The 20,019-nt window shown below is 36.4% G+C and carries 15 protein-coding genes; 6 read left to right on the top strand and 9 right to left on the bottom strand.

The genetic code is table 11. The annotated features are described in order from the left end of the window. Positions 1-124 precede the first annotated feature (124 nt). The 4 genes from Q0940_RS13060 (at position 125) to Q0940_RS13045 (ending at position 3,943) form a co-directional block, all read left to right on the top strand. Complete coding sequence (locus Q0940_RS13060) at positions 125-787, top strand: SDR family oxidoreductase (protein WP_299269226.1); 663 nt, start codon at positions 125-127, stop codon at positions 785-787. A 144-nt stretch (positions 788-931) separates the two neighbouring features. Continuing rightward, positions 932-1,426, top strand: coding sequence for a peptidylprolyl isomerase (locus tag Q0940_RS13055; RefSeq protein ID WP_299269224.1), 495 nt, complete (start codon positions 932-934; stop codon positions 1,424-1,426). Positions 1,427-1,482: 56 nt separating this feature from the next. Next, entirely contained in the window at positions 1,483-2,196 is a 714-nt protein-coding gene (locus tag Q0940_RS13050) for a UDP-2,3-diacylglucosamine diphosphatase (protein WP_299269222.1), read from the top strand. 67 nt (positions 2,197-2,263) lie between these two features. After that, positions 2,264-3,943, top strand: a complete 1,680-nt coding sequence (locus Q0940_RS13045; protein ID WP_299269219.1) for a Zn-dependent hydrolase — start codon at positions 2,264-2,266, stop codon at positions 3,941-3,943. Positions 3,944-4,041: 98 nt separating this feature from the next. Here the strand turns inward: Q0940_RS13045 and Q0940_RS13040 are convergent, their stop codons facing one another. The 7 genes from Q0940_RS13040 to Q0940_RS13010 all read right to left on the bottom strand — a co-directional run bounded on the left by Q0940_RS13040 (position 4,042) and on the right by Q0940_RS13010 (position 13,768). Next, positions 4,042-6,579: a TonB-dependent receptor gene (locus tag Q0940_RS13040; RefSeq protein ID WP_299269349.1), complete on the bottom strand. Its 2,538-nt coding sequence runs from the start codon at positions 6,577-6,579 to the stop codon at positions 4,042-4,044. 433 nt (positions 6,580-7,012) lie between these two features. Beyond that, positions 7,013-7,651, bottom strand: coding sequence for a DsbA family oxidoreductase (locus tag Q0940_RS13035; protein ID WP_299269217.1), 639 nt, complete (start codon positions 7,649-7,651; stop codon positions 7,013-7,015). 246 nt (positions 7,652-7,897) lie between these two features. Beyond that, the gene (locus Q0940_RS13030) at positions 7,898-8,497 is read right to left on the bottom strand and encodes a hypothetical protein (protein ID WP_299269215.1); all 600 of its coding nucleotides are present in this window, start codon (positions 8,495-8,497) and stop codon (positions 7,898-7,900) included. Positions 8,498-9,016: 519 nt separating this feature from the next. Beyond that, the gene (locus tag Q0940_RS13025; RefSeq protein ID WP_299269213.1) at positions 9,017-10,066 is read right to left on the bottom strand and encodes a DUF4340 domain-containing protein; all 1,050 of its coding nucleotides are present in this window, start codon (positions 10,064-10,066) and stop codon (positions 9,017-9,019) included. 8 nt (positions 10,067-10,074) lie between these two features. After that, positions 10,075-12,048, bottom strand: a complete 1,974-nt coding sequence (locus Q0940_RS13020) for a GldG family protein (protein WP_299269211.1) — start codon at positions 12,046-12,048, stop codon at positions 10,075-10,077. Further along, the gene (locus tag Q0940_RS13015; protein ID WP_299269209.1) at positions 12,049-12,822 is read right to left on the bottom strand and encodes an ABC transporter permease subunit; all 774 of its coding nucleotides are present in this window, start codon (positions 12,820-12,822) and stop codon (positions 12,049-12,051) included. A gap of 13 nt (positions 12,823-12,835) precedes the next feature. Continuing rightward, positions 12,836-13,768, bottom strand: a complete 933-nt coding sequence (locus Q0940_RS13010; RefSeq protein WP_299269207.1) for an ABC transporter ATP-binding protein — start codon at positions 13,766-13,768, stop codon at positions 12,836-12,838. Positions 13,769-14,106: 338 nt separating this feature from the next. Between Q0940_RS13010 and tsaA the strand changes: the two genes are divergently transcribed. Both tsaA and Q0940_RS13000 read left to right on the top strand, forming a co-directional pair. Next, the gene (gene tsaA, locus Q0940_RS13005; RefSeq protein ID WP_299269204.1) at positions 14,107-14,838 is read left to right on the top strand and encodes a tRNA (N6-threonylcarbamoyladenosine(37)-N6)-methyltransferase TrmO; all 732 of its coding nucleotides are present in this window, start codon (positions 14,107-14,109) and stop codon (positions 14,836-14,838) included. Between the two features lie 78 nt (positions 14,839-14,916). After that, a complete protein-coding gene (locus tag Q0940_RS13000; RefSeq protein WP_299269202.1) occupies positions 14,917-16,176 on the top strand; it encodes a galactose oxidase in 1,260 nt (419 codons plus the stop codon). A gap of 66 nt (positions 16,177-16,242) precedes the next feature. Here Q0940_RS13000 and Q0940_RS12995 read toward each other — a convergent pair whose 3' ends face one another. Both Q0940_RS12995 and Q0940_RS12990 read right to left on the bottom strand, forming a co-directional pair. Next, entirely contained in the window at positions 16,243-17,241 is a 999-nt protein-coding gene (locus Q0940_RS12995) for a hypothetical protein (protein ID WP_299269200.1), read from the bottom strand. A gap of 284 nt (positions 17,242-17,525) precedes the next feature. After that, positions 17,526-20,009, bottom strand: a complete 2,484-nt coding sequence (locus tag Q0940_RS12990; RefSeq protein WP_299269198.1) for an ABC transporter permease — start codon at positions 20,007-20,009, stop codon at positions 17,526-17,528. Between the last annotated feature and the right edge of the window lie 10 nt (positions 20,010-20,019).

Genomic DNA, 20,019 nt, shown 5'->3' with positions numbered 1-20,019 from the left:
TTACTTGTTTTAACGTTTCGCCATAAATAATTGTCTTTATGCTACCTAAGGATTGAAAATGGCGCTTGAGGCCTCCACACTAATAACAATGCTAATAAATAATGTTTAATAATGAGTAACTAAGATGAAAACAGCAGTTATTACCGGTGCAAACCGAGGCATAGGCTTGGCACTTAGTCAAAAATTGGCGGAAAAAGGCTGGGATATCATTGCTATATGCCGCAGCGAGTCGGAAGAAATTGAAGCGATAGCGAGTATGGTGATATCTGGAATTGACGTGACAAGTTCAGATGGTATTGATCAAATCAAAAAAATAATCGGCGATCAGCAAGTTGACTTATTAATTAACAATGCAGGTTTATTAAAAGATGAAACCTTAGGTGATATAGATTTCGACTCAATCCGTGAACAGTTTGAAATTAATACATTGTCACCGTTACGTGTAACTGAGGCCCTTATTCCTAATATGGTTGAAGGTAGTAAAATTGCTAACATCACTAGCCGTATGGGTTCTATTGCGGATAATGATTCCGGTGGGCGTTATGGTTACCGCGCGTCAAAAGCTGCGTTAAATGCAATTGGAAAGTCGCTTGCGATAGACTTAAAAGACAAAGGCATTGCCGTTGCACAATTACACCCTGGTTGGGTACAAACTCGTATGGTTGGTTTTAATGGTTTGGTTAGCGCAGAAGACTCTGCAACAGGACTTGTTGAACGTATTGAGGAATTAAACTTGTCTAATACAGGTGGGTTTTGGCACACCAACGGTGAAAAGCTTCCTTGGTAGCGTTTTTTATTAAATAGTTTTTTGTAAATGCCTTTGTTCTAGGCTCTTTAGCCAAAACGCTTAGTTTAAGTAAAACCCTATCTCTTAAGCTGGTTATTAGTTACAATTGCTGGCAAGATTAAAATCGAATTATTAGGATAAATTATGGTTGTTTTAACAACAAATTTCGGCGACATTAAAATTGAATTGTTCGCTAAAGAAGCTCCAAAAACAGTAGAAAACTTTTTAAACTATGTAACATCTGGTTTTTATGATGGTGTTATATTTCACCGTGTCATTCCTGGTTTTATGGTTCAAGGTGGCGGCATGTTACCTGGTATGGAAGAGAAAGACGGTAATGCGTCAATCAACAACGAAGCAAATAACGGCCTTAAAAATGATCGTGGTACGCTAGCTATGGCTCGTACACAGGAACCTCATTCAGCTTCTTCACAGTTTTTCATTAACAGTGCTGACAACGCATTCTTAAACTTCCGTTCAGAAACGCCTGATGGTTGGGGATATTGCGTATTTGCAAAAGTTATTGAAGGTATGGATATTGTAGATAAAATATCTGCTACTAAAACTGGTAATGCTGGTTATCATCAAGATGTACCAGTTGAAGATGTTATTATTGAAAAAGCAGTTGTAACTGACTAGTTCAATATCGTTATAGGGCATCGATTGATGCCCTTTTTATTAAGACAGAAAATTATATGCCATCAATCTTAGTCATTGCAGACTTACACTTAAGTTCTGACCGCCCCGACATTACACAATGTTTTTTAGACTTTTTACAGGCCGAATCTAACCAACACTCATCTTTATATATATTAGGCGATTTGTTTGAATCTTGGATTGGAGATGACGACATCAACCAATTTAGTACCTCAATCGCAGATTCTATCCAAAAATTTTCACAACACACACCTGTATTTTTCATTCATGGTAATCGTGATTTTTTACTTGGTAAAAAATACGCTAAACGCTGTGGTATGACATTGCTACCTGAGAGCTTTATAACAACAGAATTTAATAAAACCATTTTGTTTATGCATGGTGATCAACTGTGTATAGATGATGTGGATTATCAACAATTTAGAACTAAAAGCCGTTCTTGGTGGTGGCAAACCTTAATGTTAAGTTTGCCTTTATTTTTACGCCGAAAAAAAGCGGCTAAATACCGAGCTATCAGTAAAAAAAGTCAGATGGATAAGTCTGAGGCTATTATGGATGTGGCAGAACGTGAAGTACAACGTGTTATGTCAAATTCAAAATGTGACTGGTTAGTACACGGTCACACACATAGGCCTAACATTCATGACCGCCCACAAAACAAACAAAGAATTGTGGTTGGCGATTGGTACACTCAAGGTTCAGTGTTAGTGTTGTCAGATAAAGGCCCAGAGTTAAAAGCCTTACCATTTTAAAGCTAACTCCCAGATAATTTGAATAAAAAAAACAAGCGCATACAAATTGCAAAAAAAAGGATCATCTATGAAACGATTACAGTTAAAAACAACTAAACTGAAGTTGACCTTAGCATTAGGTTTACTAACCTCTTTAGTACTCGCTGGATGTGGAAAAAAAACCACTGAAGAAACAACACAAATAGATACATTAAAACCAGAGTTTGCATCTCGCCTTGATATCTACACTCCCGTTACATTAACCGCCGACTTGTCACACTTAACTAGCAAACAAAAAGAAATGCTTGCTGTACTAATTGATGCATCAAAAATTATGGATGAGTTATTTTGGCAACAAGCTTACGGTAAAAATAAAACTGAGCTGTTAAGTAATATTACCGATGAAAAAACCAGAGCTTATGCTGACGTAAATTATGGCCCTTGGGATCGCTTACAAGGTGATGAACCATTTTTACTTGGACAAAAAGCCAAGCCTTTAGGCGCTCAGTTTTATCCAGAAGATATGACAAAAGAAGAGTTTGAAGCTGCAGATATCGTAGATAAAACAGGCTTGTATTCTATTGTTGAACGTAATGACAAAGGGCAGTTATATTCAGTGCCTTATTCAGTTTACTATTTAGAAGAATTAACTAAAGCATCTGAGTTGTTATTAAAAGCGTCTAAATTAGCAAACAATAAAGAGTTCTCTAATTACTTAAAACTTAGAGCTGACGCTTTATTAACTAATGAATATCAAGCATCTGACTTTGCTTGGATGGATATGAAGTCAAATTCAATTGAACTGGTTTACGGCCCAATAGAAAATTACGAAGACATGCTATACGGTTACCGAGCTGCATTTGAAGCTTATGTATTAATTAAAGACATGGCTTGGAGCGAAAAGTTAGTCAAATATGCGTCTACCCTTCCTGAGTTACAAAAAGGCTTACCTGTTGTCGATAGATACAAAACAGAAATGCCGGGTTCTAACGCTGAATTAAATGCCTATGACGTTGTTTATTACGCAGGTCACTCTAATGCGGGTTCTAAAACAATCGCAATTAACTTACCAAATGATGAAGAAGTACAACTGAAAAAAGGTACTCGCCGTTTACAACTTAAAAATGCTATGCAAGCTAAGTTCGACAAAATATTGTTGCCAATTGCCGACTTATTAATTGTTCCAGAACAACGCGAAAACATTACTTTCAACGCATTTTTCAACAACACTATGTTCCACGAAGTTGCCCATGGTTTAGGTATTAAAAATACAGTTAACGGTAAAGGCACAGTTCGTCAGTCGTTAAAAGAACATGCTTCTGCGTTAGAAGAAGGTAAAGCCGATATTTTAGGTTTGTACATGATCACTCAATTATTTGAACAAGGCGTGATCACAGAAGGTAAATTGGAAGATTATTACACTACGTTTTTAGCTGGCATTTTCCGCTCGGTACGCTTTGGTGCTAGCTCTGCTCATGGTAAAGCTAACATGATCCGCTTTAACTACTTTGCAGAAAAGAACGCATTTAAACGTAATGAACAAGGTTTATATAGCGTTGACATGGATAAAATGCGTGATGCAATGAACGGCTTATCTAACCTTATTTTAACATTACAAGGCAATGGTGATTACCAAGGTGTTGCTAAACTTGTTGCTGAAAAAGGTGTTATAAAAGCACAACTAGCCGCTGATCTGGAAACACTAACAACAGCAAACATCCCAGTTGATATTGTGTTTGAGCAAGGTAAAGAAGTATTAGGTTTATAATCGTTTAAATATTTAAACACCTCATAGTTTAAATGCTTCATAAAAGAAAGGCTCCTAAATTTAGGAGCCTTTTTGTTATTGCTAATTAAACTGTTAAATTAGAATTTGTATGTTGCTTTTACGTAATAAAATCCACCGTTAAAACCAAATGGAGATGTTTCGTAATATTGTCCACCCCACTGACTATTCACACAACCACCACAAGCAGCAGCTCCGGCTTCTGTGAAGTTAATTTCAGTAGCTTGTTGATCAAGTAAGTTTTGTGCACCAACAGATAAAACTATCTCATTAGTAACAGAGTAACTTAACTCAGCATCCAAAGTAACAGCAGCTTCACCGGTATTAACAGTTGCATCGTAATCAACGTGTACGCCTTGATATTCACCGTAATAATTACCGCGAAGTAAGAAGTTCACTTTATCCCAATTTTGCGCCCAAGTTAATGTGGCACGGTGATTTGGCAAATCATTTTCTAAACGAGATACTTTAAAGTCACCAGTAATGTCAGTAAAATTATCTACTTCAGTTTCATTATAGTTGTAGGCCAAGCTAAAGCTCGCATTACCATCAAAAAGTTCAGTTTCGTAGTTAGCAATTAAATCAATACCTTGTGTTGTGGTATCAAAGTCATTAGTAAAGAAACTTACTAGTTGAATTGAATCAACATTAGCAACACCATCTGCTTTAAGTGCAGTTTTATCAGCGTCAGTTAGTTCGTATTTAGTCGATTGAGACACTCGGTCTTCAACTGAGATGTTGTAGTAATCTAATGTGATAAATACTTCACCAAGGCTCAATACGGCACCTAATGTATAACTTTCAGACTCCTCCGGTGTTAACTCAGTTGCACCTAGTTGAATGGCAACCGGGTTACTTGCTGGTAACAATGCAGAATCAACCAATGCACCATCTTCTAACGCAGTTTGAACATTAGAGTAGTTTGCTTGCCCAACTGTTGGAGCACGGAAACCTGTACTAATCGAACTACGCAATGAAAAATCATCAGTCAAATTTAATTGAGCGGTTAGTTTGTAATTAGTATCACTACCAAACGTAGCGTAATCTTCAAAACGTATTGCCGCACCGATTAAGAACCAATCAGTAACTTGAGCTTCTGAGTCAACATAGAATGCACTATTTTTTCGAGTATATTCACCAGCGGCTTCTGGTTTAAACCCTGGAAAACCATTTGAACCAATACCAAAGCCTTGATCAGTATATGCACCAGCCGTATATGAATCGACATCGCCCGCGGTTACTTCAAAAGACTCATCATGCCATTCATAACCACCAGCAAGCATTAGTGATTCAAACATATCAACATTGATTTCTTTAGTGAAATCCATATTGAATGTTTTTTCTAATTGAGTATGTTTACCCGGATTAAAATCACGCGGAGAGTCCAAACCTAATGACGCATTTACCGTATCATAAATAACATAACTAGATTGATTGTAACCAACTGAACCACTAAAATCGTATGTAATGCCGCTATCAAACTCACCACGAGTACCCATAGTGATTGATGTATCAACAATACTGCCACCGAAGTTAGGTGTAAAACCACCAGGTAATATTTCATTAAAGCTAAAACAATTATCGTTGTTAGCCACATTATTGATGTAATTGTCTTGAGTTAACACATTACCACTAGTAATTTCTACAGGTAGACACGTTCTTGCTGCACCGCTAGCTTCAGCAATATCACCAATTAGTAATGTCTCGCCACCGTCATTTGAATATACACCACCACGGTCATGCGGATTACGGTAGTAGAAGCCACCACGAACATCACGTTTAGAATAATTACCAAACATATACGCTTCGGCATCGTTGGCTAAGTCCAAACCTGAATTAACAAAAATAGTTAAATCGTCGTTAACTTCAGGAGAACCCCAAATTTGCGCTAAGTCAGAAACAGCAGTATTACCAGCGGCTATTAAACCAGCAGCATCTGGACGTTGAACACTACGGCTAGTAGCCTCTGAGTCTTTATATTGAAAACTTACATTAACAAAACCAGCTTCGGTAAGTGGCATGCCTATGTTGCCTGATACTTCTACAGATTCGCCATCACCTTCATAATAAGAACCATAACGAGCTGTTAACGAACCGCCTTCAGCATCATCTTTTAAAACAAAGTTCATAACACCCGCAATAGCATCCGAACCGTACTGTGCAGCTGCACCGTCACGTAACACTTCAACTTGTTTTAATGCTGAGCTAGGTATAACTGAAATATCAGGTCCTTGAGCACCATCATTAATACCGCCACCTAATAAAGCAATAACTGAAGCTCTATGGCGACGTTTACCATTAACCAGTATTAATGTGCTATCCGATGACAATCCACGTAAGTTAGCAGGTTTAACTAAACTTGCAGCGTCAGAGATTGGGTTAGAGTGAACATTAAAAGAAGGGATTGAGCCTTTGAGCAACTCAAGCATATCCGTGTTGCCACCACGTTCTAATTCTTCACCGCCGATAAGGTCAATTGGAACTGGAGAGTCATCAACTGAGCGAGGAGCACCTCGAGAGCCAACAACAGCTATGCGTTCAACATTTTTTATAAGGTCATCTTCTTCGGCAAAAGCAAAAGTAGAGGTGGATGCTGCAGAAATTGTTAATCCTGTCATTAATGACAATCTCACCAATTTTGATAGTGGAGATAATTTGTACATATATATTCCCGTATTTATATTGTTATTATTGTTTTATTTTTATAATTTGTTTGGCTTTTATGATGATTAATTTCATAAATCCAATTTATACCGTAATAGATATTTCGAGATTTGCCATTAATTAGATATAAGATTTTGGACTAATCGATTACTTTTCTAATTTATTGTAAACAATGAGGTTATTAAAACTAATCAGTGTGTTTACTTTATAAACAAATCGTGAGATTAAACAAAAATTGTAAATTAAGTTTTAAGATTTCAACCTTGATGTTTATAAAAACAACAAGGTTATTTAGGCAGGTTTTTATAACAGATAGAGCTGAGTTTTTTGGGGATGATTACTTTTTGTGAACTTTTATCAAAGATTAATAGATGGTTTTAATCAAAGTTAAAGTGATCCATTAGAAACATTTTCCAGCATAGTTAATATATGATCAACAGGTTGAGCTCCTTCCATACCATAAGCTTCATCTATGATAAAAAATGGCACAGATTCAATACCAAGTTCAGTAGCCAAAGCTTCATCTTCTTTTACTTGGTCGCTATAAACATCAGAATTTAATAACTGCTCAACTTTGCTTTTATCGATACCAGCATTAGCTGCGATGTTTAAAAGAATGTCATTTTGGCTAATAAGCTCGCCTTTAGAGAAAAAACTTTCAAACAATAAATTTTGTACTTCTTGTTCTTTACCTAACTCAGTCGCTAAATGTATTAAGCGCTGGGCGTTAAATGTATTGGTGGGTTTATTAATGTCAAAATCAAGATTTAAACCAATTTCAGCACCTTGTTTTGCCATGTCATCACAGGCTAATTCAGCCCACTTTAATGGTTGGTCGTATTTTTTAGCCAATAACTCATATTTATTTTCTTCATAGGTTAATTCTGCGTTTGGATCTAATTCAAAACTACGCCAAATAATTTCGACATCGTCTTTACCGTCAAATTTCTCAAGGGCCATTTCAAAACGACGTTTACCAATGTAACAGTAAGGACAGGCGATATCTGACCAAATTTCGACTTTCATTTTATTATTCATAGCAGTAATAACGTTAATTTATTTTAATTAAATTTATCTATGCAAAGATTGTGCACAAAAAATAAATTAAGGGAGTCGATTTATTTAATTTAATACCGGTGAGATCATGTGTTGGGTTTATACACAGTGGAAGAATTGATTTAATAAGTACATGCACTAATAATTAATTTTGAAAGTTGTCAGCGCGACAATTTTCAAAGGTAATTAAAGTAAAACTCTCAGAATAACTTATGTTTAATAATTAATGTTTTTGTACAGATGCTCATATTTAGCTTTATGCTCACTAAATAGAAATTGACGTAATATTTCACGAGATTCACCTTCAGCGCTGATTTTGGCAGCCATTACACCATTTTCTGTTCTAACGGGCTCTAACGTCACATCAAGACGATCACCATTGGATAAAACTAACTGGCTTAAATGTGACATTGAGGTATCAAACTCTTGTGGGACTTTGATTGTCATGCCTGAACTAGATAAAGACAATACTTCAACATCTTTTGCCGTATCATTGTCTATTACTTTTACATTTTTAACATGATCAAGACGCCAACTGCGTTCGCCACCACGCATATCAATAACTTCAGGGATCCCTAACTCTGGTGAGAATATGCCAAGATCATCTACTTTTAAGGTTAATGGAAACCATAGACGATAATAACTAATTTCAGCCAGTAAGGTTAACTTAGCATTTCCTAATATATGAGCAAGAACTTCAGGCACTTCAGTCGCAACACTCAATGAGTGATTCGATAATGCGTTACCAACATTGTCATCTTTAGGTGAAAAGGCATCGCTAAAATAAGCGATTTCTTCATTAGATAGAGTAGACATCAAACAACCCCTTTAAATATACATAAACACACACTTGCAATATGCTGCATTGTACAAAATGATTACTTTTTAATCAATGGTTTAGCGTGTTTTTTATACTAAATAACATATTATATTTACAGATAAGCATTACATAAAATATATATACCGATATAAATAAATAGATTTTCTAAACACAAATCTGATAACCGTTTCAATAGACCTACCTTAAACAGGTAAGTTCAATACAATTGTATATAAAACAACCTAATTATAATTGAACTATTTTGTTGCTTTGATATTAAAAATTAAAAGGAGACAGTGTCATCTAGTATAAAATGTTAATCCTGCAGTTGTTCTAACCAATATATCAACTAGCGAATAAGCTATTCTCAGGATTAGCTGAAATAAGTAATTATCCATCAGTATGGACGAAACTTATCATGTAGAAATAAACTAGTTTGAGTTTATTCCATAAAAAAAACAGCCTTTTTAGCTGTTTCTTTATACTTAAAATCTGATGTAACAATTGAAAATCGATTACTCTAAATAATCACTCAATGGCTTACTTATCTGTTTAAAGTCGAACTCCGATATATTTATTAAATATTTACTTTGTTCCAAACGAACCCAGTAATTTAGAGGCTCTTTATCATTTTCATATAGCTGTAACGTTAGCGTTTTGCTTTGCGCTTTATTATCCAACATTACTTTATTATCAAGATTTTCTGGCGTGTCCAAATACTTTAGTACTATAGTTTGATATAGCTCCATTTCATTTGGCTCTGCTAACTTAATGTCTTTGGCTGTAATGTTAATTATGTTTCTAACTAAGCCAGTAAAAATAGAGCCATACTGTGGTATTTGATCCTCAGCTTTGTTTAACAATTCAAAATGCTCAGCTAAGCTTACCGTTTCATCTTGCTCAAGCTCTTTACGCTCAATAGTAAACTTGCTGTTAGACGTTGTATTAGACTCTTTATTAAATAAAGTAATATCAACCTGCCTAACTTGATCAACATTTATTGGAAGTATATTAGGCATTAACCAATCTGTATCATCTTTAGGGAGATTAATATCCAATGCCACTAAGTAAGCCTGCTCTTGTCTAGCAAAACGTACATAACGTCCTGTTGATGATTGGCTTTCATTTCCAATTAACAGCTGAGTAAAGTCATCACCCGCAACTAATGTTAACAGTTGTGCTTGGCTTTTTTCTGCATCTAGTTCATTACCTTGATCTAAGCTTTGCAAACCCAAGCGCGAATAATACTTTGCTTGCTTGGTTTTCAATTCAACTATTTGTGTATCTTTTAAATTTTGTAACAGCTTTGATAGCTTTTTAATATCTGCTGCATAACCAAATTTATTAGGTAAAACCCACTTACCAGATATTTTTTCAGCACTAATAAATTGTTTACTAGCCGCATTTTGTATTTGAATTTTATCAACTAAATTAACGTCAAATTCTGTTAACAACAAGGTGTCATCAAAGTTTTGAACGCCTTTATTTTGACTAATAAAATAACTACTTAATAAAATGGCTAACACGCCAACGACTAAAACTTTAATTAAAAAACTAATTCTCATATTGATCCCTACTTCCTAGTCTTAGCTTTTGTAGCTTCAGGCGTTTGTTTAGCTTCAGATTGCGGCTTAACTTGATACTTGGCAGACATTTTATAACGGATACGTCTAGCTATGAGGCCTAAACCTAAAGTTAAAAGAATAGGGAAAAACGCGATATTTAATAATTTAATAACCGTACCTAATGATTCAATATCTTTATTTAATTGATGTTGTACATCTCTAAGTTGTTTTCTAATTTCCAATTTCTTAGCCACAAATGACTCTACCGCAGCTTCTTGCTCTGGACTTAATACTAGAGAGCCGCTATCCACTTGTTGATTTTGTAACTGCGCTAACTGATTTTCAGTTTCACTTAATTGTTGTTGTAGCTGTTGTTCTTGTTCTCTGAACTTAGCTTCAGCTTCAACCGTCAATTGCTCTACTACATCAAACGGACGTTGGTATTGTCCACGGCCACGAATTGAAAGCAAAGCTGAATTACCACCTAAGTTATCAACCGCATTAACCACAAAGTCGCCATTATTAGCAAATGGTTGTAAAACAGTTTCACCAAAGAAGTTACTGCTTTGCACCCAAAAACGGTCTGTTAACAAGTCAGTATCGGCAACTACAATCAACTGAATATTATCAGAGAATTTAATCCAATCTGCACCAGTAACACCTTCAGGCAAAGTCTCAAATGCGGTTTTAGCCGCACCACTAATTCTTGCGGCTAATACAACATTAGCGTTTTTCGCCGTAAAATCGGTCAGCAAAATATCAGGATTTGTGCCTGACATTTGATATCGAGCAAGGTCGGTAAAGTCAGTATATTCCGAGCTTGTCAGCAAAGGAGTTAACGTCGTTGTTGCATCATTTAATAAAGCTAATACGCCCATACTTGCGCCATTAATACTAGATAACGAAGAAGTTACAACGTCTAGCTCATCAATATTGTCTTTGTCTAAACCTAAATAACCAATATGACGCCCCGGCATGCCATCAGGCATCATGATCTCTAACCCTTTTGCACCGTCTAACACAATGGTATCTGGGTCATAATCAATTCCCCATGCGCTAAATAAAGGTTCAAGATTTGACGTTGATGGATTTGGTACGCCCATCACGTTAGCACCTTGCGAGTCTGAGTCAGATGATGGGTCAACAAGAATAAACGTTTTACCACCATTCAACACATATTGCTCTATTGCGAATAACTGAGCGTCTGCTAAGTCTTTTGGATGGATAATCATCAACACTTTAGTGTCTTCCGGTATCGTTTCTGCGTCACTCTCTAAGATTTCAACTTGGTATAATTGTTCCAATTGAGATAAAAACGCCCAAGCTGGCAAGGTTTGCGGTTGTCCCATTTGCATAGCCATTGGGTTTGGATTGGTTCCGCCTTGTATTGGTAGCGATGACAATATAGAAACTTTAGTTGCTGCTGGGTCTGACAACTTATGCACTAATTTACTCAATTCATATTCCAGCAAACTTTCTTGGCTTGGGTCAAAAAACGCAATGACTTCTTTATCATCTATTGAGTTAGTACCAGCAAGGCCAAAATAAATAGACTCTCCCGTTGCATTGATTGGTGCTGCAACTAATCCCATTTCAGATGCTTTATCTTCCGCTTCAGAAAACGCTTCAGGGTCTATGATCTGTAATTTAATTTTGCCATCAGAGTAAAGCTCATATTCTTGCAATAAGGTTTTCACTCGGTTGGCGTAATTACGTAAGGTTGTTAATCCTTCTGTTGCTTTGTCTGAAAAGAAAAAGTACAAGGTAATAGGTTCATCTATTTCTGACAGTATTTGATGCGTTCCGTCGGTAATTGAATACACATTACCTTCGGTTAAATCCAGTCTAACTTTGTTTAATAAAACATTGTTTAACAATACCAATGCAAGAAAGGCAAACGCGATTGCGCCAAGCGCAACGGGAAACGAAACTCGTTTAATTGATAATTTTGAATGCATTTGGGTCTCCGTTTTAGTGTCCATTTAGCTCGCCTTTTTATCTTCAATAATAACTAAGCCAGCAAATAACCAGCTTAAGATCACCAATAAAAAATAACCTACATCGTTAAGTGCTATAACACCTTTAGCAATTGAATCAAAATGTTGGATAAAAGATAACGACGCAATTACGTCGATAAACGCAGTAGGCAATACGCCTTTAAATGAATTGATCACAGCTTCTGTTCCACTTAGTACAAACAAGAAACTAATTGAGATAGACAAAATAAACGCAATTACTTGCGACTTAGATAACGCAGACATACAAATACCTATGGCTAAAAACGCACCAGCCATTAACCAACTACCAATATAAGCTGCCAAAATAACGCCGTTATCTGGTTGTCCCAAATAGTTAATTGTTATCCACAGTGGAAAGGTTAATACCAAGGCAAGCCCTAACACTAACCAAGCCGAAATAAACTTAGCCACCATAGCTTGGAACGCTGTTATCGGTAAGGTCATTAATAATTCAATACTGCCACTGCGACGTTCTTCACTCCATGAACGCATAGCAAACGCTGGCACTAAAAATAAATATAGCCAAGGGTGGAAATTAAAAAATGGTAATAAGTCCGCTTGCCCTCTTTCATAAAGGGAGCCTAAATTGAAAGTCATAATACCGCTCATGATCAAAAATATAGCGATAAAAACATAACCAATTGGCGTAGCAAAAAATGACATAAACTCACGTTTAGTCAGAATTGAAATCATAGAAAATTGTTTCATAGCTCGCTGTTTAATAGAAGATGAATTCATAATAGCGTCTCCTTTATACGTCAGTAGAATTAGATGAAGCCGTGGTTAACTCACGGAATATATCGTCAAGCCGACCTTTTTCACTGTAAATAGAGTAAAACGGCCAATTTAGCTCACGCACTTTGTCGTAAACCACCGTAAAAATACTCTGTCCCTCACTTGGTAGCACAGTTACTTTGTTGCCCTCTGTAAGCACAAAAGCAACTTCCGGTAACGAGGTTAACGCGTTGGCATTTTCTATCTGTTCACTTAATTCAATTGTCACCGCGTGGTGGAATGATGATTTAGCTTGCAGTTCTTCTGGTGTGCCGTCGAATATTTTAGCGCCCTCGGCAATGATCAATGCTCTATTACACACCGCCGTTACTTCTTCTAAAATATGAGTAGAGATAATAACTATTTTGTCTTTGGCTAAATTCTTAATTAACTCTCTAACATGATGTTTTTGATTTGGATCTAACCCATCAGTTGGTTCATCTAAAATTAAAACTTTAGGATCGTGAATAATAGCTTGGGCTAAACCAACTCGGCGTTTAAAGCCTTTTGATAAGTTTTCTATATTTCTATCTAATACCGAGCTTAACTCTACATCTTTAATAACACGGGCAATTCTAGCTTGTTTTTTGCGGCCAGTTAATCCACGGACATCTGCAATAAAACTTAAAAACTGTAATACCGTCATATCACCATAGGCTGGTGCACCTTCTGGTAAGTAACCTAAACCTTGTTTTATGCTCAAGGGATCGTCTTCTATATTTATCCCATTTATGGTTATAGAGCCTGAGTTTGCTTGCAAAAAGCCCGTTAGCATTTTCATAGTAGTTGATTTGCCTGCGCCGTTTGGTCCTAAAAAGCCAACAACTTCACCCGGTTTAACATCGAATGACAAATCATTTACCGCGACAAAGTCGCCAAATCGTTTAGTTATATTTTTTATTTCGATCATCTATTTCATTACCCCTGCCAGTGAAGGCAACTGTATCTGTTGAATAACTATATGGCTTATACCAATTACATTAAATATAGATTTTATATTGTCGTTTTTTATCAATTCAAGCCCTAAATTCAAATGAAAAGTTCAAGGTTTTAAAACCATTTTAAGTTGAATACATGCGTTTAAAATCGAACTACAACAAAGTGCAATGATATTACACTAGTTGCTGACTAACATTATCTAAAAAACGTATTTATTATCCTAATTTAATACTATTTATAAATTAGCGTTTCACAATCCTATTTGTCTGTTTAGAATACATTCAGTTCATCTTCACTAAAAATAAAAATATGCCTACTAATTCCAATTTTTCGCAGAACCACTCACTATCACCAATAGGTGAAATCCAATCACCTTTTAAAGAGAAATTTGGTATTCCAAGACAACCAGGCTTGTGTGATGCAGTAATTGGCAGCATCAAATTAAGTGGTGACTCAAATAACGAAATGGCCCTTAAAGATTTAACAGCCCACAGCCATATTTGGATTTTATTTCTATTCCATGAAAACCTTAAACAAGGTTGGAAGCCTAGTGTTAGACCACCAAGATTAGGCGGCAATGAGAAAATGGGGGTATTCGCCACACGTTCACCATTTAGGCCAAATGGCATTGGCATGTCCGCGGTAAAATTAATTGGTGTTAGACAGTTAGGCAAACAATGGTTTGTTGACGTACAAGGTTTGGATTTATTAGACGGCACGCCAGTAGTGGATATAAAGCCTTATATACCTTATTCAGATAGTATTGAAAATGCTCACTCTGAGTTGGCAGAAAGTGCACCAGAGCATAGCCTTAGCGTGGTGTTTAGCAAGAAGGCCAATACTCAAATTGCGCTATACCAAAAAACATACCCTCAATTATCATTACTAATTGAGCAAGTTTTGCAACAAGACCCAAGACCATCTTATAAACAAAATAAAACTGATGATAAAATTTACGGCATACTTTTATACAACTTGAATATCCGCTGGCAAGTTACCAACAATCAATGTGAGGTACTTGAGATTGCCTCATCAGATTAGTTAGTACAAAATACAAAGCTAATAATGCATAACGAATAACCGCCCTTAACTCAAACTCGTAAAAGGAGATGTGAATTTATGACCTCTACAAATAACCTACTTAAAACAGTATTCATTTTTAGCGCTATTTTGTCTTTCCAATCACATGCCAAACTTAATTTACCGCCTCTACCTGAGCCTGTGACCAACAATGCCGTAGCGTCTGTGATCATTGATGGCAAACAAAGCATATTAAGCTTTTCTGGGTTAAGCGCAGATAAAAAAATTACCAGTATGCACAACAAAGCTTGGAGATTAGATGTTGTTGATAGTGTTGATAGCAATACTGTTAAGAACAACACTAATAACACCGCTCCTAATAAAAAAAGCAAAAGCAATGGCAACACTAATCCTGAATCAAAAACAGAGACAAAATTAAAGCAACTCTCTACACCTAAATTTTCTTTTGAGATTAAAGCAGAAACAACCAATCTTGAAGCTGACTTTGAAAATCAGTGGCAAGCCATAACACCATTGCCGTCATTACAAGAACCTTATGGTCGCATTGGCAGTACCGCCGTTGGTGTTAATGACAGCGTATATATTTTTGGAGGTTATAACTTAGGTAGTTCAAAGTCTTTTGATACCGCACCAGGCGTTTATAAATACCATGTTCCAACCGACACTTATGTGCAATTAGAACCTATGCCAGTATCGGTTAATGATGCGGTTACCTTGGTTTATCGAGACCGTTATATCTATGCCATTTCAGGCTGGAATAACGACGCTGCAGTTAACTTAGTACAAGTATTCGACACCTTAAAAAATGAATGGTTTCAAGCAAGTCCATTTATTGGAACACCTGTATTTGGTCATGCAGGTGGCATAGTTGATAACGTCATTATGATTTGTGATGGCGCAAAAGTAACTCCGCAACTTGCGGCAAATAGAACCATTACTCAACAAGCAAGTTGTTATTTAGGTGAAATTAACGTAACCAGAGCCGACAAAATAAGTTGGTATCAATGGGTACACCCAACTGATGTTGGAAGATTCAAAATGGCCGCAGCCGGTGATACAGAAAACGACAGGATAATCTTTGTCGGCGGTACAAACGCTCCACATGATGGTGCAGGCAAATCGATTGGCAGTAATTCGCAAACTGACAAACCATTAACACCTAACAACGAGATTTGGATTTACAACATAGCCAAACGTTCATGGCAAGTAAGCAACAGCCCACAAGCCAGCATGGATCACAGAGGTTTATTAAACGTAAACGGTAATTGGATCACACTTGGCGGCATGATAGAAAAACAACAAGTGACGGATAAAGTGACTGTGCATATTAAAGAGTAGTTTTCAGTCATGAATTAAAATAAATACGAGATAACAAACCATTTTTGTTATCTCGCATATATAGGACTAATTAATTATTTTTCTCAGTAGCACTATATTGTCTAGCACAACATTATCACTCCAAATAAATGATGCATCTCCTGTATTGTCGTCAAATAATTTTGTGAAATGATTGAAAGCAGGTTTATTATGTACACCAATTTCTTCATTGCTATACGTTGTTGCTTGCGGCCACGCTTGATCGTTAAAGTTAGGAGCATCCCAATCTATTGGTAATGGCCAATGAGCAGCATAAAATTGAGAACCATCTGGGACATCATCCGTTGGGCATCCGGAGCTGTTTCTGGTTGCACCATTAACCAATAAACATTCTTTCGTTTTTAGTGGTGCAATATAGTAAGTCTGTGCTTTCCAACTATTATCAGTCACAGCAACTATTTTATCGTTTTTGTCTTTAATGACTATCACGATACCTCCATCACCTGCATGATATTTTGCTTTACCAAAGGTCTCAAAACCTTGCCCCAAGTACTCTTCCCAATCAACAGCTTTGATTGCTAATGTAACAGGACGTTGCGCTTTAAAACGGATCACACTGCTGTTAAAAGGAGTAAACGGAAGAGGATCTACTACTTTAAGTTTGCCATTAACATTAAGCTCAAAATAATTATCACCAAATACATAAGCCGTAAATAACTCTTCCCCACCGGCATCATGAATCGGGAAATTAGTTACATCTACATCGGCGAAACTATTTGGAATAACATCATTACAGACATTAAATAAGTCAGAAGCTTTAGTATCATTTTCTAAATCAATATTGGCAGGAACAATCCATTCTAGACCATCCTCTGATGTGATCTTACCTAGATTAGTAATACGTGGAGGTACTCCTCCAGAATCTACTTTTTTACATTTTAATAAGTCTGATTGGGTTTGTTGTGCGAGTCCTTGAGAAAATGAAGGAAGGTTTTTTTCTTTAGAACTATTTGGAGTACATGCGGTTAATAGAAATGATGCAGCAACTAATAGTGGCGCATTAAAACGGATAAAATCACTTCTCATTATAAAATCCTTATTGGGTAGTGAATATTTCACAATTCAACCTATATTGATTTTATCTAAATATCAAATTAAGTTAAGTTCTATTCTAGAAGGTTATTATTTCATCGAGGAAATAACAGAGACGTCCATTTGAACCAAAACAGCTGAGCATCTCTTAGATTCTAATTGGAAGTGAATTACTTTAATTTCAATTAGATATAAAAAAAGCGAACCTTTTTAAGGTTCGCTTTTGTGTTTTATATTTGCTTTACGTATGTCCTCAAAACATTTGGACGATTAAATCATCAATCATATCTTAGTGCTTTTATTGGATTAGCTTTTGCTACGCTAATAGAGTTAGTCGCTACTGTAAGCCAAGCAATTAATAATGCGCCAATACCTGCGATAATTGATAATAATAAGATGTAACTATTATCAATACGGTACACAAATAACTCTAACCAATCACTCATAGCCCAATACGCGATTGGCCAAGCAATTAGGTTGGCGATAAATACCGGTTTGCTAAATTGCCACAACAATAACTTAACGATATCAAAGACAGACGCACCCATGACTTTTCTGATGCCAATTTCTTTAGTGCGTCGTGTTGCGGTAAAGTTAGCTAAGCCATACAAACCAAGACAAGCGATGAAAATAGCTAGGCCAGAAAAGGCTGCAAACATTTTGGCTTGCCCTTGTTCAGTTTTATACATGTCAGCTACGTCTTGGCGTAAAAATGAATAGCGAAATGGAATATTTGTTATCGCATTTTGCCAAATGGCCTCAACGTTTGCTTTTATTGTATCGGGATTGCCATTAAATCTGACAGAAAGAGTTTGGCTCCAAGTTGCATTTAAGTTATATATTTCAGGTCTTATGGTTGCGCGTAAGCTGTCAAAATGAACATCATCAACAACGCCAATCACTTCCAATTCAGCCTCTAAATTCTCATTAGGGTTTCCTCGGCTAGTGAATATTGATTGCCCTATTGCATCAGCTGCACTTGTATAACCTAAACGACGAGCTGCCGCTAAGTTTAGCACTATTGATGATTTCCTATTAACACCTTCACGTAATTTAGCGGTAGCAAGTGGTGTGTCATTTCGTTCTTTTTGGTAAGTACGCCCAGCCAACACCTTAATTTCATAAGTTGAAAAGAAGTCATAACCAACTCCACGCTGCCCCATTAATAATGCGTCGTCTTTTGACATGCCCGGTAAACGAAGCATAGTATTGTTTTCATTGGTGTTACCTGGAGTTTCATTGGACCAAGTCACAGCAGTCACTTGCGGTGTTTTACTGATCTCTTTTACCAACATATCCATTTTTTCATTTACTGCATCTAAGCCCATACGATGGACAATTAACATATTGTCTTTGTTAAAACCTGGATTCATTTTGTCTGCGTATTGCATTTGGCTATAAACCACCGCGGTAGAAATAAACAAACCAATTGATACGGCAAATTGCATGACAACTAATATGGCTCTTAATTTTACAGAAGCGCTAGATTCAGCTGATTTATTGGCTTTTAACACAGTTGCAGGTCTAAAGTTTGAAAGAACAAATGCAGGGTAAAGGCCACCTAAAATACCGACCAATAATGCCAAGCCTGTAATTTGTAACATGTCGCTAGAAGCATAATTTATTGCTAGCTCTTTATTTAACACTTCATTGTAAAAAGGCAATGCAAGCTCAACTAAACCAATAGATATGGCTAACGCGATAAAGGTCACTAATACCGACTCACCTAAAAATTGAAAGATTAAGTTTGTACGAGATGCCCCCATCACTTTCCTTAAAGACACTTCCTTTGCTCTTTGGCTCGCACGCGCCGTTGATAAGTTCATAAAGTTGATAATGGCTATGATTAATATAAGCACGGCAATAGCAGAAAAAATAAATACTCGAGTCGCGTTGCCACGTTCGTTCATTTCACCACTGCCTACCGCATGTAAGTGCAAATCTTTAATATTCATGGCACTTAACTCTATAAAGTCAGATGCTTTAGCGTCTGCACCACCTATTGGAAGTTTTGGAAAATTACGATTTGAAAAATCGTCAAACGTTGCGTTGATATGATCTAAGTCTGACGGATTTTTTGTTTGAAAATATAGCTGTGCGTTGACTGAAAACCACTGAGTAAAAAGAGAGCTGCGCTCAGTCCAATCATTTTCATCAATCAGAGCTAATGCTGTAACAGGTAACTGTGTATTTGGCACTGAGTTTTCAATGACTGCGGTTATTTTATAATCTCGCTGAAAATAGTCATAATCTAAGCTTAAGGTTTTACCTATTGGATCTTCTTGACCAAAATATTTAGTAGCTAATGCTTTGGTTAATATTAACGAGTGAGGATCGTTTAACGCATTAGTTAAGTCACCAGATAATGAGGTTAAATCAAACATAGTTAGAAAGTCTTTATCAACCAAATTAACCTTTTGAATAAAGGTTTCTGCGCCCACTTTAATTGCTGGAGATAACGTAGCTAAACGAGATGCATAAGTCACTTGTGGGTAATCTTTTTTTAATGCATGGATTAATGGCCCTGGAGCCGATACAGCTTTAAACGGATCGCGTCCTGGGATTTTAAATACAATATGTGAACGGTTTAGCGTATCCGCATTTTTCCAAAACGTGTCATAGGATAATTCTGAACGAACAAATAGAGTGATCAAGGTAACTGCCGCTAAACCAATAGCTAAGCCTAAAATATTAATACTTGAAAACAGTTTGTTGTGGTTGATATTACGCCAGCCACTTAATAAATAATTATAAATTAACATATCAGTATTC

Origin of the sequence: uncultured Psychrosphaera sp., assembly GCF_947500655.1 — a bacterium.
In the GTDB taxonomy this organism is placed as follows: domain Bacteria; phylum Pseudomonadota; class Gammaproteobacteria; order Enterobacterales; family Alteromonadaceae; genus Psychrosphaera.
Note: the sequence above shows the minus strand (reverse complement) of the source record. Positions and strands in the feature narration are given on the sequence as shown.

Coding starts and splice junctions, on each gene's coding strand:
- Q0940_RS13055 (WP_299269224.1), top strand. CDS start 932: ATGGTTGTTTTAACAACAAATTTCGGCGACATTAAAATTGAATTGTTC.
- Q0940_RS12995 (WP_299269200.1), bottom strand. CDS start 17,241: ATGAGAAGTGATTTTATCCGTTTTAATGCGCCACTATTAGTTGCTGCA.
- Q0940_RS13060 (WP_299269226.1), top strand. CDS start 125: ATGAAAACAGCAGTTATTACCGGTGCAAACCGAGGCATAGGCTTGGCA.
- Q0940_RS13050 (WP_299269222.1), top strand. CDS start 1,483: ATGCCATCAATCTTAGTCATTGCAGACTTACACTTAAGTTCTGACCGC.
- tsaA (WP_299269204.1), top strand. CDS start 14,107: ATGCCTACTAATTCCAATTTTTCGCAGAACCACTCACTATCACCAATA.
- Q0940_RS13010 (WP_299269207.1), bottom strand. CDS start 13,768: ATGATCGAAATAAAAAATATAACTAAACGATTTGGCGACTTTGTCGCG.
- Q0940_RS12990 (WP_299269198.1), bottom strand. CDS start 20,009: ATGTTAATTTATAATTATTTATTAAGTGGCTGGCGTAATATCAACCAC.
- Q0940_RS13030 (WP_299269215.1), bottom strand. CDS start 8,497: ATGTCTACTCTATCTAATGAAGAAATCGCTTATTTTAGCGATGCCTTT.
- Q0940_RS13040 (WP_299269349.1), bottom strand. CDS start 6,579: ATGACAGGATTAACAATTTCTGCAGCATCCACCTCTACTTTTGCTTTT.
- Q0940_RS13025 (WP_299269213.1), bottom strand. CDS start 10,066: ATGAGAATTAGTTTTTTAATTAAAGTTTTAGTCGTTGGCGTGTTAGCC.
- Q0940_RS13020 (WP_299269211.1), bottom strand. CDS start 12,048: ATGGACACTAAAACGGAGACCCAAATGCATTCAAAATTATCAATTAAA.
- Q0940_RS13045 (WP_299269219.1), top strand. CDS start 2,264: ATGAAACGATTACAGTTAAAAACAACTAAACTGAAGTTGACCTTAGCA.
- Q0940_RS13015 (WP_299269209.1), bottom strand. CDS start 12,822: ATGAATTCATCTTCTATTAAACAGCGAGCTATGAAACAATTTTCTATG.
- Q0940_RS13035 (WP_299269217.1), bottom strand. CDS start 7,651: ATGAAAGTCGAAATTTGGTCAGATATCGCCTGTCCTTACTGTTACATT.
- Q0940_RS13000 (WP_299269202.1), top strand. CDS start 14,917: ATGACCTCTACAAATAACCTACTTAAAACAGTATTCATTTTTAGCGCT.